The following is a 13,562-nucleotide window of genomic DNA, read 5'->3' on the forward strand; positions in this document are numbered from 1 at the left end:
GCTTGTTTTTCCTTGTTTTCATGCATAAAAACAAATGAAGTGCTTATTCATCAAGCGCTAGTAGCTCATAAAAATGATTGTGCGCCATGGCTGGTGCCGCACGTAGCGGGTGAATATAACCAGCGTAGGCCCCACCCGGCAGGTGCGGGCTGCAAAGCCTGTGTTTGCGGCCAAGGCTTGTGGTTGGGATAAGCGTGCACGCAGGCCGCCGTAGCGGCGTTGGCGCCTGGTGCTAGCTGTGCCCAAGTGCGCGTGCTTAAAAGGCCCAGCTCAGATCGGCGCCGAGTTCTCGGGTGGTGTTCTTGGGCTCTACGTACGCAGCACTGCCGCTGGGGGCTATGCGGCTGTCTGAGGCTCCCATTTTCAAATAGCGCCAGAACGGGCGAATGCACAGCCCCGTGCCATCGGCGCGGGTTTGCGCAAAGGTGGCTGATACATCCCAGCCATGCCCCTTGTCTTGCTTGAGGCGCAGGCCCCCATCCAGACTGGCTTTCTGTCTGCCATCGATCAAATGCAGATAGCGCAGCGCGGGTTGCAGCGCCCAGCTGTTCGATAGCTGGAAGCGGTGTTCTGCCCCCAGCGTTGCAAAGTAGCTGGTATTGATACGCTGGTAGCCGTATGGAATTTGGTGCAAATCGTCGGTCAGCCGGCGCGCCATCAGACCTGCAGACAGCAAGGCACCATTCCAGGCGGCAGGGGTGTAGAGGATGTCAGCTTGTGCCTGGATTTTTTCGCGGTCAATGCCGCGGTAGTGCAGGCTGCCGTAACTGCTGCTGGCGGTCGATCCCGTGTAGGTGCTGTCACCCCGTGCGTATTCGCCACCCAGGCGGGCTTGCCACTGCGCGGCCAGTGGGGTGCTTACGCGGGCCTGGATGCCTACCATGCGGGCCTTTTCCTGCATGATGCGCGCGCCGCTGGGGGCCGTTTCCTGGTAAGTCTCTTGGTAGGCGGTCAGCCCCAGCTCCAGCTGTAAACCGTGCAGCATGCTGGTGTGTGCGGTGGGTGTATCCTGCGCATACACGGTGGAGGACAGCAAACCGAGGGCACAAAGGCCCCAAGACTGGCAAAGAGTGGCTGAGCGCATGTGGATCACGAAGCTGTGATGGACGGTGCAAGCCGGGCCGCGCGGGCCCATTCCTGCATGGGTATCACTTCATAGATCACAGTTGGGACATGGCCTGTCAGCCAAGGCCATGGGGCGGATAAAAGGTTATGGCGACTGGTGCACGCCCACCAGGAACTGGCTGCACACCGACGCTTCCGACGCGTTGTTGGCGCCTTCTTGGGGAATGCTGAGCTTGTCTGCCACCGAGCTGTAGCTGCGCTTGAGCGTGCTGCCTGTCAGCACCCCCAGCTCTCTGACCTGCAAGGTCGTCAGCATGTTGCTCTTCACGGCGGTTTGCATGGCCACGCACACGCTGCTGGTGGCGTCATAGCGGGCGACGGTGTTGGCATAGAAAAAATAGCCGCCCGCAAAACCGAGCAAAGCGGTGATCAGCGCAATGAAAAAAATCTTGGTTTTGCTCATCGAAAACTCCTGAAGCAACAGTCAAACAAATCGGCCATGTCGCGCGGTGCGTAGTGCCACACAGCGTATCTGCGCAAGTATGGCCATGGATGTGGGAGAGCACACGCACAGCGCGTGCGTGTGGCACGCAACTCTGGTGCAAAGGATGTGCACAGCGCGCACAAGTGGTGCAGCGCGTGACGCCATGGCGCACACGCGGATGAAAAAAAGAAGATGCCGCCATCCTAAAAGCTGGCACGGGGTTTGCATTGAGAGACGTCAAGCACTTGTGTACCAGCTTGTATTCAAGTGTTCGAAAGATTTACCAACGCCCTCACCTCCAAGGATTTGCCATGCTGTCTCGTCGCCTCTTGCTTGCTTCTTTGACCTCTACCGCTCTGTCGGTTGCGATGGCTGCGCCTGCACAGGCGCAAGACAAGGTGATCAAGGTGGGTACGCTCAAGCTGATCCACGGTATCACGCCTTACTTCTACGACAAGTTCACGCCAGCGGGCTACAAGATTGAAGTGATCCCGTTTGAGACCCCCACCGACGGCAAGAACGCCGTGGTGACCAAGTCGGTGGACTTTGGCACTTACGGACTGGCAGCGGCCACGCTGGGCGCGGGCGCCGGTGAGCCCGTGGTCATCGTCGCCCCGACCTGCAATGGCGGCATGGCCGTGGTGGTGGGCAAGAACAGCGGTATTGAGAGCTTCAAGGGCCTGAAAGGCAAGCGCGTGGGCATCTTGCCAGGCTCTACGCAAGAAGCCGTGTTTCTGGACCGCCTGAAAGCGGAAGGCATGACGATCAAGGATGTGAAGTCGGTGCGCGTGTCCTTCAGCGAAATGGCCGGTGCTTTGGAGCGCGGTGATATCGATGGTTTCGTCGGTGCCGAGCCCGGCCCTTCGATCAGCACCATCCGCGGTGTCGGCAAGGTGCTGGAGTTCCCCTACAGCACGCCCACAGGCTCGGTGAACATGGTGATGACGGCCCATGCAGACACCGTCAAAAACAATCCTGAACTGGCCAAAGTGTTCCTGGAAATTCACCGCAAGGCCTCGGAATACGCCATGTCCCACCGCAAGGAGCTGGTGGAGATGGCCGGTGCCAAGCTGGGTCTGCCAGCGGATGTGGCCAACCTGGCGGCCGACAACGTACAGCTGACCTGGAAGATCGATGAAGACTGGATCACCCGCAGCAAGTACTACGGCTCGCTGATGCTCGAGCGCAAGCAAATCCGCAAGCTGCCCGACTACAGCACGTTCATCGTGACCAGCCTGAACCCCACGCTGTAACCCTTCTACAGGGCGCTTTGCCTGCGCCCTGCTTTCCCTTTGCCTGAGTTAGGAATGCTTGCCATGCCATCCCCCGCCCTTGAAACGCCCGCCGGTGCTGTGGCCAGCGCCGCCCCTGCCGTCTCAACGCCCCCTGCGCTGCTGCTGCCCGCGCAGCCTAGTGCTGCCAAGGTGTGGATGACCAACTGGTTGGTCCCTGCCGTGCTGCCCTTGTTGCTGCTGCTGGCCTGGGATATTGCCGTGCGTGCCTCGGGCACCATGCTGGTGCCGTCACCCAAGGAAGTGGGCATCATGCTGTGGGACTTCGCTTTTGGCGGCATTTATGACGATGCCTTCAGCGAAACGCTGGGGGTGCACTGGATCCAGTCCATGTCGCGTGTTTACGGGGCCTTTGCGCTCGCCGCACTCGTCGGCATCCCTCTGAGTCTGGTCATCGGAAAAAACGCCGCCATACGCCGTTTTGTGGACCCTACGCTGCAAATGCTGCGTCCGGTGCCGGTCACAGCATGGTTGCCGCTGTCCATGATCTTCTTTGGCGTGGGCCCGAATGCCGCGATCTTCCTGGTGTTCTTGGGCGCGTTCTTCCCCATCGTCATCAACACCACATTTGGTGTGAAGTCGGTGGAGCCGCGCTTGTTTGAAGCCGCTGCCATGCTGGGCTGCACAGGCACTTCCATGTTTCGCCAGGTGGTGCTGCCTGCGGCCATGCCATCGATCTTCAACGGCCTGCGCTTGGGCCACGGTATTGCGTGGTTCCTGATCGTGGTGGGTGAGATGACAGGGGTGCCCGAAGGTCTGGGCGCCGCCATCATGGATGGCCGCATGCTCTCGCGCACCGATGTGGTGATCTCCGGGATGGTGGTGATTGGTTTCACCGGCTTTGTCACCGACCGCTTGCTGGTCGTCCTCAATAACCGTTTGCTCAAGTGGAGTCCGCAACACAATGTCTGAAATCCTTGCACACCGCACCCCCGCGCCGATTTTGGATATCGCCAATGTCAGCAAAGTCTTCAACCTGAATGGCCGCCCGATTCATGCCTTGAAAGACGTGAATCTGCAGATTCAAAAAGGCGAATTCGTTTGTCTGATTGGGGCCTCTGGCTGCGGTAAATCGACGCTGCTGCGCATCATGGGGGGCTTTGAAAATGTCTCGACCGGCGTGGCCAAGATGTACCACACGCCGATTACGGAGCCCGGTCCCGATCGCGGCATGGTGTTCCAGGACTACGGGCTGTTCCCTTGGCTCACCGTCCGCCAGAACATTGCCTTTGGACCCAAGCAGCGTGGATGTACAGACGCCAAGCTTCGGGAGATCTCTGACCACTACCTGAACATGGTGGGGCTGACCAAGTTTGCCGATCACTTTCCCAACCAGCTGTCGGGTGGTATGAAGCAGCGGGTATCGATTGCGCGTGCCTTGGCCAATGAGTGCGAAGTACTGCTGATGGATGAACCCTTTGGCGCGCTGGATGCACTGACCCGTGAGGTGCTGCAGCAAGAGCTGCTGGACATCTGGGCCAAGACCAAACTCACGGTGATCTTTGTGACGCATGCGGTGGAAGAAGCCGTGCTCATGGCCGACCGTGTGGTGGTCATGACAGCAGGCCCTGGCCGTGTGGAGCGTGACTACCGCATTCCGCTGGAGCGCCCGCGCTGCATCACGGCACCCGAGTTCAACCTGGTGCGCCAGGAGCTGACGGAAATGCTCAGCAGCCACGTGGCACACCACGCGAAAGCTGCCTGATGCTGGACTGTCTGCTGCATCTGGATGAGGCCGCCCGCAAGGCGGCCTACGACAACACCAGCGCTGTCGCCGACAGCGCGCAGCAACTGGCGGAATTTGAGGCCTGCAGCGCTGTTGTGGTGCAACAATTTCGTGCGGATCTGGATGTGGTTTGTGGCCCCCAGGAGCGCCAGCGTTTCGACTTTTTCCATGGCGATAAAGGCACGGCCACGCTGCTGTTCATCCATGGCGGTTATTGGCAGATGCGGCATAAAAACACCTTCCGCTTTGTTGCAGAAGGTGCGTTGCAAAAAGGGCTGAATGCGGCACTCATTGGCTACACATTGGCACCCGATGCATCGCTCACCCAGATCGTGCAGCAAGTGCGTGCAGGCATCGCCGCCGTGCGTGCACATGCACAGCAACATGGCGGCTCAGACCGTATCTTGCTGTGTGGCTGGTCTGCGGGCGGACACCTCACGGCCATGTGCCTGGATGCCCCGGGCGTAGTGGTGGGGTTGGGCATCAGTGGCATCTACGATATGGGGCCGATTGCGCACAACTACCTGAATGCGGCGCTGCAGCTGACGACGCAAGAAGTGGCACAGCTCAGCCCCTTGCGTTTGCCCGTGGTGCCAACCCCGTGGGTGACGGCCTATGGCACGGCAGAACTGCCGCAGTTGCAGGCCCAGAGCCAGGCCTTTGCAGCACACCGCAGTGCGTGCTGCGATGACGTGTTGCTGCCTGTGCAAGGGGCGAATCATTTCAGCATCTTGCGGTCGCTTGCCGATGTGCAAGGGGGCTTGCTGAACGCCTTGGTGCAGCACGCATAAACGGTGGGTTATGCATACAAAAAATGCAGGCCAGTGCCTGCATTTTTGTAGCTTATAGCGCTTGTACATTCTGCCTCAGCGGCGTTTTGAGGCGTGCACTTTGCAGCGTGTGCAGCGTGATGTTTTTCACCTCATCGCGGCTGGTGCGAATGTGTTTTTGCAGCAGCACTTTCGCTTGCAAACCATCGCGATCCAACAAGGCCTGCAAGATGCGGCTGTGTTCTTCGTAGGTCACATCAATGCGGTAGTTGCGCGTGAACTCCAGGCGGCGCACGATGCGAATTCGGTCGGTAATGTCGCGGTGAATGCGCGCCATCTCCAGGTTGCCGCTGGCGGCAATCAAGTCCATGTGAAAGCGTTCGTCGTTGCGTGATACTTCGGTCATCTCGGACAGCCGCTGCGGTGCGGGGATGCACCACAGCGCAGTCAGTGCATGCAGGCGCTGGGCCAAGTCTGGTGTGGTCACCAGCAAATCCACCGCTGCACATTCCAGCACGGCACGCACGTCGTACAGCTGCTCAAACATGGTGAAGTCAATGTGGTTGACCACCCACCCCAGTTTGGGCATGACGGAGATATAGCCCTCGCGCTGCAGGCGTACCAGGGCTTCGCGCACGGGGGTGCGGCTCATTCCCAGCTCGGCGCCCACTTCGTTTTCGCTGAAGCGATCTCCGGGCACGTAATGAAAGTTGTCCAGCGCTTGGCGCAGCTTCTCATAGGCTACGTTGGCGAGGCTGAGTGTGGGCACAGCATGTCTCCTTGTGGTGCAAACGTGCACGGTTGCAGCGCCCCGGAACGGGGCGCTGCAACACCGGCATCAGCGTGACTTGCAATACGCGCGCCAGCCACCGAATGCCGTGATGTCGGTGGCCTGCTGCAGCGCCATGCCTTCGCAGATGAAGCCCTTGACCATGCGGCCATCTTCCAACTCCACATTGCCTATCCCCAGGGGAGCGGGAACGCCCGCCACAAAGCGGCCAAAGTTGGCCACAGGCATGTGCCACACTTCAACGGCAATGGCTGACCCGCTCTCGGCTTTGGCCAGGCCTGGCTTGGGCGGTGCTGTGCCTTGCAGGGCATACAGGCGATAGTTTTTCGCCGTGTGCGTGGCGCTGTGAAACTGCGCACCGCAGGCCAGCAACTCATGGTTCAGCGGCATGCCGCGCAAATGCGCGCCCACCACCGCCACTTCAATCAAAGGCCCGTGTGCAGGCACATGCCAGGTGGGCAGGGCGGCATCTACCTGGGCGTGCAAGCCTGTGGTGCCAGCGGGCAGTTGGGCCTGCGCTTGCAGCTGCTGCGCCCAGCGCACCAGATCGGGTTCACGCCAAGCAGGGGCAATCAAGGTGATGCCAAATGGCAGACCGTTGGGGCACAGCGCGGCGGGAATGGCGATGGCCGACCAGCCCAGCAAATTCACAAAGTTGGTGTACGTGCCCATCTCGCTGTTCACGGCGATCGGCGCTTCCTCCACTTCGGCCAGCGTGGGGTGGCGTGGGGCGCTGGGCACGCACAGCACATCCACATCGTTCCAGATGGCTTCGGCTTGGCACTTCAGGTCCTGTAGCTGGTATTGCGCAGCAAAAGTGTCTGCCGCGTTGAAGCGCTGGTGCACATCCAGCACCTGCCGAATCACGGGCAGCAAGTCTTCGGGGCACTGCTCGTAAATGCTGCGCGCGCCCACCACGCGCTCGGCCACCCAGGGGCCGTAGTAGAGCAGGTTGGCCACCTCAAACAACGTGTCGAATGCCAGCGTGTGCACTGCCGATGTCTGTGGGCGTAGCTGGGCCACGTAATCGGTAAAGGCCATTTCGTAGTCTGCGGACAGCGTGCGTGCGGCAGGGATGCCCACACGCAGCGCAGACAGCGGCTGGTGCTTGCCCACCCAGGGGCGTGGCTGACAATAGCTATCGCGGCCGTCCGGGCCTTCCATCAGGCTCATGACCAGCGCGCTGTCGGCCACATTCAGGGCCAGCACGCCGATGCAGTCCAGCGTGCGGCACGCAGGCACCAAACCTGTGCTGGCCACTGCACCGGGCGTGGGCTTGAGCCCCACAATCTGGTTGAACGCTGCGGGCACGCGGCCTGAGCCCGCAGTGTCGGTCGACAGCGCAAACGGCACCAGCCCGCGCGCGACCACCGAGGCCGACCCCGAGCTGGAGCCCCCCGCAATCCGCGTGGGATCGATGGTGTTGGGGACCGCCCCATACGGTGACCGGGTGCCCACCAAACCAGTGGCAAATTGATCCAGATTGGTCTTGCCCAGCACAATCGCGCCGGCACTTTTCAAGCGCGCTACAGCCGTGGCATCGGCTTGGGCCAGATAGGCAAAAGCCGGGCAGGCCGCCGTGGTGGTGAAGCCCGCCACATCGATGTTGTCCTTGACGGCAAAGGGAATGCCGAACAAGGGCAGCTGTGCACGGCCCTGTGCGGCCTCCAGCGCCTGCAAGGCGGTGATCTGGGCTTGCAGTTGTGCAGCGCTGGCAATGCTGATCCAAGCCACATCATCGGCCTGCAAAGCCTGGCGCTGTGCTTCCAGCAGTTGAGTGGGGCAGGCCCCATCGTTGTATGCGCGCTTCCAGTCGTCGAATGTGCCAATCAGCATGATGAATACCTAGATGTATACAAGATGCTGTTTCTAAGCAGGTTGTGTGCCAGATGGAGGCGTGGGACGGACTGTGATGCCGTGCTGACGGAGTTGGTGGGCGTGGTCTGCCAGGCGCACCAACGATTGAAACCATAAAAAAGGCTTGAAGCCTTGTGCAGCTTGCGCTGACAGCTCTAATTTTTGAAATTAGACGTCAATATTGCCAGCACGCAATGCGTTGTCTTCGATGAAGTTGCGGCGGGGTTCCACTTCATCGCCCATCAGCATGGTGAACACGCGGTCGGCTTCGATGGCGTCGCCAATTTGCACTTGCAGCAGGCTGCGCACTGCGGGGTCCATGGTGGTTTCCCACAGCTGCTCAGGGTTCATTTCACCCAAGCCTTTGTAGCGCTGGCGGCCGGTGGTGCGTTCGGCTTCGCTGATCAGCCATTGCATGGCCTGGCGGAAGTCGCCCACGCGCTCGGTCTTGGCCTTTTCGCCTTCGCCACGGGTGACCTTGGCACCTTCGCTGAGCAGGCCGGCAAAGCTGTCGGCTTCTGCGGCCAGGGCCACATAGTCCTGGCTGCGCACAAAGTCCTGCGTGAGGATGGAGCTCTTGATGTTGCCGTGGTGGTGGCGGCTAATGCGCAGGATGGGGTTTTCGGTATGGGGATCGATCTCCGCCGTCACTGCTGCTGGCACGCCAGTGGTGGTCAGTTCGCGCAGCTTGGCTTCCAGCACGGGCGCGCAGGCTTGGGCTTCTTCCAGCGTGTCGAGCTTGATCTTCACACCATCGGCGATGGCGCGCAGGGCTTCGGTATCCAGGAAGTGCGACAGGCGCTCAATGACCATTTCTGCGGCCAGGTGCATGTCTGCCAGCTTGGCCAGCTCTTCGCCTTCGATGTTGCGTGCCGCAGCGCCGCCGGTGGTGACGGTGGCGTGGTTCAGCGCAATCTTCAGCAGGTACTTGTTGAGTGCTGGGCCATCCTTGAGGTACAGCTCTTCCTTGCCGTTCTTCACTTTGTAGAGTGGAGGCTGGGCAATGTAGATGTGGCCACGTTCGACCAGCTCAGGCATCTGGCGGTAGAAGAAGGTCAGCAGCAGGGTGCGGATGTGCGCACCGTCCACGTCCGCGTCGGTCATGATGATGATGCGGTGGTAGCGCAGCTTGTCCGGGTTGTAGTCGTCGGAGTTGCTTTTGCCCGAATCAGCGCTCACCTTGCCAATGCCGGTGCCCAGTGCGGTAATCAATGTGATGATTTCCTGGCTGGACAGCAGCTTTTCATAGCGGGCTTTTTCCACGTTCAGGATCTTGCCGCGCAGGGGCAGGATGGCCTGGAACTTCCGGTCGCGGCCCTGCTTGGCAGAGCCACCGGCGGAGTCACCCTCCACGATGTAGATTTCGCACAGCGCCGGGTCTTTTTCCTGGCAGTCGGCCAGTTTGCCGGGCAGGCCCATGCCGTCCAGCACACCCTTGCGGCGTGTCATTTCACGGGCCTTGCGGGCCGCTTCACGGGCGCGGGCGGCTTCGATGATCTTGCCGCACAGAATCTTGGCGTCGTTGGGGTTCTCTTCCAGGTAGTCGGTCAGCGTCTTGGCGACGATGTCTTCGACAGGCGCACGCACTTCCGAGCTGACCAGCTTGTCCTTGGTTTGGCTGGAGAACTTGGGCTCTGGCACCTTCACGCTCAGCACCGCGCACAGGCCTTCGCGCATGTCGTCGCCAGAGACTTCGACCTTGGCTTTCTTGGCCAGTTCGTGGTCGGTGATGTACTTGCCGATCACGCGGGTCATGGCCGCGCGCAGACCGGTCAGGTGGGTGCCGCCATCACGCTGGGGAATGTTGTTGGTGAAGCACAGCACTTGCTCGTTGTAGCCATCGTTCCACTGCATGGCCACTTCCACACCGATTTCGGTGCCGGGAATGCCGCCGTAGGTGTCGGCAGGGCGCGAGCCGGTGGCGTAGAACGCGGTGGGGTGCAGCACCTTCTTGTTGGCGTTGATGAAGCCCACAAAGCCTTGCACGCCGCCGGCGCCGGAGAAGTCATCTTCCTTGCCGTCGCGCTCATCCTTGAGGCGAATGCGCACACCGTTGTTCAGGAACGAGAGTTCGCGCAGGCGCTTGGCCAGGATTTCGTAACGGAACTCGAAGTTTTCCTTGAAGATTTCCTGGTCGGGCAGAAAGTGCACCTTGGTGCCGCGCTTGTCGCTTTCGCCGAGCACGCGCATGGGCGAGATTTCCACGCCGTTGACGGTCTCGATGAGGCGGTTTTGCACAAAGCCGCGCGAGAAGTCGATCTCGTGGCGCAGGCCTTCGCGGCTGACGGTCAGCTTGAGCCAGATGGACAGCGCGTTCACGCAGGACACGCCCACGCCGTGCAGACCGCCCGAGACCTTGTAGCTGTTCTGGTTGAACTTGCCGCCCGCGTGCAGCTCGGTCAGGGCGATTTCAGCGGCCGAGCGCTTGGGCTCGTGCTTGTCGTCCATCTTCACGCCGGTGGGAATGCCACGGCCGTTGTCGATCACGGACAGCGATCCATCGGCGTGGATGGTCACCAGAATGTCATCGCAGTGGCCTGCCAGTGCCTCGTCGATGGAGTTGTCCACCACTTCGAACACCAGGTGGTGCAAGCCGGTGCCATCGGACGTGTCGCCGATGTACATGCCGGGACGCTTGCGCACGGCCTCCAGGCCTTCCAGGATCTGGATGGCGCCTTCGCCGTAACCCATGTCTACGGGGGCGGCGGTCTGGTTTTCTGGCTGGTTCTCGTCGGTCATGAAGTTGCCTTGCTGCTGCAATAACAAGAGCTGTTTGCGCTTGTATTGCCTAGGAAATACCAATAAATCGATCTAAAAAGAAGCGCTGACAAGCGCCAGCCGCTCCTTTTTTGTTGTGAACAGGCTAACACGCCTGTCCGCACGCACCTTAAATGCGCATGGGCATGACAACGTATTTGAAGTTGTCGTTGCCAGGGATGCTGATCAGCGCGGAGCTGTTGCTGTCGGCCAGATCCACCTTGACCATGTCTTGCGACATGTTGGACAGCACGTCCAGCAGGTAGGTCACGTTGAAGCCGATGTCGATGGCGTCGCCGCCGTAGTCGATATCGAGTTCGTCCATCGCCTCTTCCTGGTCAGCGTTGTTCGAGGCCACACGCAGGGTGCCGGGCTCGATCGTCAGGCGCACGCCCTTGAACTTGTCGCTGGTCATAATGGCGGTACGCTGCAGCGAAGCCAGCAGCGGCGCGCGGCCCAGGGTGATGCTGTTGTGGTGGTTGCGTGGAATGACGCGGTTGTAGTCGGGGAACTTGCCCTCGACCAGCTTGGTCACAAACTCCATGCCACCAAAGGTGAACTTGGCCTGGTTGTTGGCAAACTGCATCTCGATGCGGGGCGAGTTCTCGCCGCCCACGTCGGACAGCAGGCGCTGCAGCTCCAGCACGGTCTTGCGCGGCAAGATCACTTCTTGCTTTTCGCCCACATCCACATCCAACTCAGCGCTGGCAAAGGCCAAGCGGTGGCCGTCTGTGGCCACCAGGCTCAGCGTGTTGCCTTCAGCGACGAACAAAATACCGTTGAGGTAGTAGCGAATGTCCTGCACGGCCATGGCAAACGAGACCTGGCCCATCAAGTCCTTGAGCACTTTTTGCGGCACGCTGAACACGGGGCCAAAGTTGGCCGCTTCCTGCACCAGCGGGAAGTCTTCCGCAGGCAGGGTCTGCATGGTGAAGCGGCTCTTGCCGCCCTTGAGGATCATCTTGGACTGTTGCGACTCCAGTGCCACGGTCTGGTCGCCGGGCATGGTCTTCAAGATGTCGATCAGCTTGCGCGCGCCGATGGTGGTGGAGAAATCTCCCGTGTCTCCACCCAGCTCGGCGGTGGTGCGGATCTGGATCTCCAGATCGCTGGTGGTGAACTGCAGCGCGTTGCCGGTCTTTTTGATCAGCACGTTCGCCAAAATGGGCAAGGTGTGGCGGCGTTCAACAATGCCGGACACCGATTGCAGGACCGCGAGAACTTTGTCTTGTGTGGCTTTCAGGACGATCATGTCAACCTCTGTGTTTCAGGATGCGGGTCTCTTCAAGAATGAGTGGCGGCACATGGTTGCGCCCCCTCTTGCCACTCAAACCCCCTCATTTTGCCCGGTAGGCCCGGACTGGACGAGGGTAAATTCCATCAGCCTTTGAGCGTTTGCTCCAGCACATGCAACTGCTGGTTCAGCTCGGTCAGTTGCTGGCGCTCGGCGGCAATCTTGCGCACCGCGTGCAGCACCGTGGTGTGGTCGCGGCCGCCAAACAGCTCGCCAATCTCGGGCAGGCTCTTTTGCGTCAGCTCCTTGGCCAAATACATCGCAATCTGGCGCGGACGGGCAATCGACGCGGGGCGCTTCTTGCTGTACATGTCTGCGACCTTGATCTTGTAGTAGTCGGCCACGGTTTTCTGGATGTTCTCCACGCTGATCTGGCGGTTTTGAATCGACAGCAGATCGCGCAGCGCTTCACGCGCCAGCTGGATGGAGACTTCTTTCTGGTTAAAGCGCGAGTAAGCAAGAATCTTGCGCAGTGCGCCTTCCAGCTCACGCACGTTGGAGCGCACGTTCTTGGCCACGAAGAAGGCGACCTCTTCGGGCATCTCGGCATTCTCGGCGCGGGCCTTGTTGATCAAGATCGCCACGCGCATTTCCAGCTCGGGCGGCTCAATCGCCACCGTGAGGCCGGAGTCAAAGCGCGAAACCAGGCGCTCGTGAATATTCGTCAGGCCCTTGGGATAGGTGTCCGACGTCATCACGATGTGGCTCTTTTTAGCCAGCAGGGCTTCAAACGCGTTGAAGAACTCTTCCTGAGTACGGTCTTTGTTGGCAAAGAACTGGACATCATCGATCAACAACAGGTCGAGCGAGTGGTAGCGTTCCTTGAACTCATCAAAGGTGCGGCGCTGGTAGGCCTTAACCACATCTGAAACAAATTGTTCAGCATGGATGTAGAGAACCTTGGCATCCGGTTTGTCTTTGAGCAACTGGTTGCCCACGGCATGCACCAAGTGGGTCTTACCCAGACCCACACCGCCATAAATAAACAGCGGGTTGTACAGGTGGCCGGGCGAGCCGGCCACGTGCATGGCTGCAGAGCGCGCCATGCGGTTGGCCGTGCCTTCCACCAACGTTTCAAACGTCAGCGCAGAGTTCAGGCGGTTGCGGAAGGCCGGTGCTGAAGCCTCTTCGGAAGCGACGCTTGCGGGCAGCAAGGTAGCGGGTTCGGCGGGGGTGGTGCGTTCAGCCTGGTAGGGGCGAACATAAGTGCGCGTCACACTTTCGCGCTGAGCGAGTGCTAACTCCAGTGCTACAGGTTGGCCGTACAGATCTTCGAGCAGACCGGAGATGCGGGCTGCGTACTGGGCACGGATCCAATCGAGCTTGAAACGGTTGGCGACATACACCGTGACTTTGGAGAAGTCTTCGGCCACGACAGCGGTCAAAGGCTTGATCCAAGTGTTGAACTGTTGCTCTGGCAGGTCTTGGCTGAGCTGCTCAACGCATGCTAGCCACAGGCCTAGGCCAGCGTCGTTGGTGGGTTCCTCTGTCATTTCAATGGGAGCGCTTTTTGTGGATAGGAGGAAC

The 13,562-nt window shown here is 60.1% G+C and carries 11 protein-coding genes; 4 read left to right on the plus strand and 7 right to left on the minus strand.

What is annotated here, in order from left to right:
* Nucleotides 1–256: 256 nt before the first annotated feature.
* Both AC27VO_RS06215 and AC27VO_RS06220 read right to left on the minus strand, forming a co-directional pair.
* Nucleotides 257–1,036, minus strand: a complete 780-nt coding sequence (locus AC27VO_RS06215) for a hypothetical protein (protein ID WP_488665844.1) — start codon at nt 1,034–1,036, stop codon at nt 257–259.
* Nucleotides 1,037–1,210: 174 nt separating this feature from the next.
* Nucleotides 1,211–1,528 (minus strand): hypothetical protein, encoded by a 318-nt coding sequence (locus AC27VO_RS06220; RefSeq protein ID WP_488665845.1) that lies wholly within the window; start codon nt 1,526–1,528, stop codon nt 1,211–1,213.
* A 332-nt stretch (nt 1,529–1,860) separates the two neighbouring features.
* On the opposite strand from AC27VO_RS06220, the gene AC27VO_RS06225 reads away from it, so the two are divergent.
* The 4 genes from AC27VO_RS06225 (at nt 1,861) to AC27VO_RS06240 (ending at nt 5,358) form a co-directional block, all read left to right on the plus strand.
* Nucleotides 1,861–2,802 (plus strand): ABC transporter substrate-binding protein, encoded by a 942-nt coding sequence (locus AC27VO_RS06225; protein WP_488665846.1) that lies wholly within the window; start codon nt 1,861–1,863, stop codon nt 2,800–2,802.
* A 63-nt stretch (nt 2,803–2,865) separates the two neighbouring features.
* Complete coding sequence (locus tag AC27VO_RS06230) at nt 2,866–3,753, plus strand: ABC transporter permease (protein ID WP_488665847.1); 888 nt, start codon at nt 2,866–2,868, stop codon at nt 3,751–3,753.
* Nucleotides 3,746–4,546, plus strand: a complete 801-nt coding sequence (locus tag AC27VO_RS06235) for an ABC transporter ATP-binding protein (protein WP_488665848.1) — start codon at nt 3,746–3,748, stop codon at nt 4,544–4,546. The genes AC27VO_RS06230 and AC27VO_RS06235 overlap by 8 nt, the downstream gene beginning before the upstream one ends.
* A complete protein-coding gene (locus AC27VO_RS06240; RefSeq protein ID WP_488665849.1) occupies nt 4,546–5,358 on the plus strand; it encodes an alpha/beta hydrolase in 813 nt (270 codons plus the stop codon). Before AC27VO_RS06235 ends, AC27VO_RS06240 begins: the two co-directional genes overlap by 1 nt.
* A gap of 52 nt (nt 5,359–5,410) precedes the next feature.
* Here the strand turns inward: AC27VO_RS06240 and AC27VO_RS06245 are convergent, their stop codons facing one another.
* The 5 genes from AC27VO_RS06245 to dnaA all read right to left on the minus strand — a co-directional run bounded on the left by AC27VO_RS06245 (nt 5,411) and on the right by dnaA (nt 13,528).
* Nucleotides 5,411–6,106, minus strand: a complete 696-nt coding sequence (locus tag AC27VO_RS06245) for a GntR family transcriptional regulator (RefSeq protein ID WP_488665850.1) — start codon at nt 6,104–6,106, stop codon at nt 5,411–5,413.
* A 69-nt stretch (nt 6,107–6,175) separates the two neighbouring features.
* Nucleotides 6,176–7,963 (minus strand): allophanate hydrolase, encoded by a 1,788-nt coding sequence (atzF, locus tag AC27VO_RS06250; protein ID WP_488665851.1) that lies wholly within the window; start codon nt 7,961–7,963, stop codon nt 6,176–6,178.
* A 189-nt stretch (nt 7,964–8,152) separates the two neighbouring features.
* A complete protein-coding gene (gene gyrB, locus AC27VO_RS06255) occupies nt 8,153–10,723 on the minus strand; it encodes a DNA topoisomerase (ATP-hydrolyzing) subunit B (RefSeq protein WP_488665852.1) in 2,571 nt (856 codons plus the stop codon).
* Nucleotides 10,724–10,871: 148 nt separating this feature from the next.
* A complete protein-coding gene (gene dnaN, locus AC27VO_RS06260; protein WP_488665853.1) occupies nt 10,872–11,993 on the minus strand; it encodes a DNA polymerase III subunit beta in 1,122 nt (373 codons plus the stop codon).
* Nucleotides 11,994–12,121: 128 nt separating this feature from the next.
* Nucleotides 12,122–13,528, minus strand: coding sequence for a chromosomal replication initiator protein DnaA (gene dnaA, locus AC27VO_RS06265; RefSeq protein WP_488665854.1), 1,407 nt, complete (start codon nt 13,526–13,528; stop codon nt 12,122–12,124).
* Nucleotides 13,529–13,562: the final 34 nt, after the last annotated feature.

The sequence above is a fragment of the Comamonas sp. 14P8.1.4 genome (assembly GCF_057799285.1).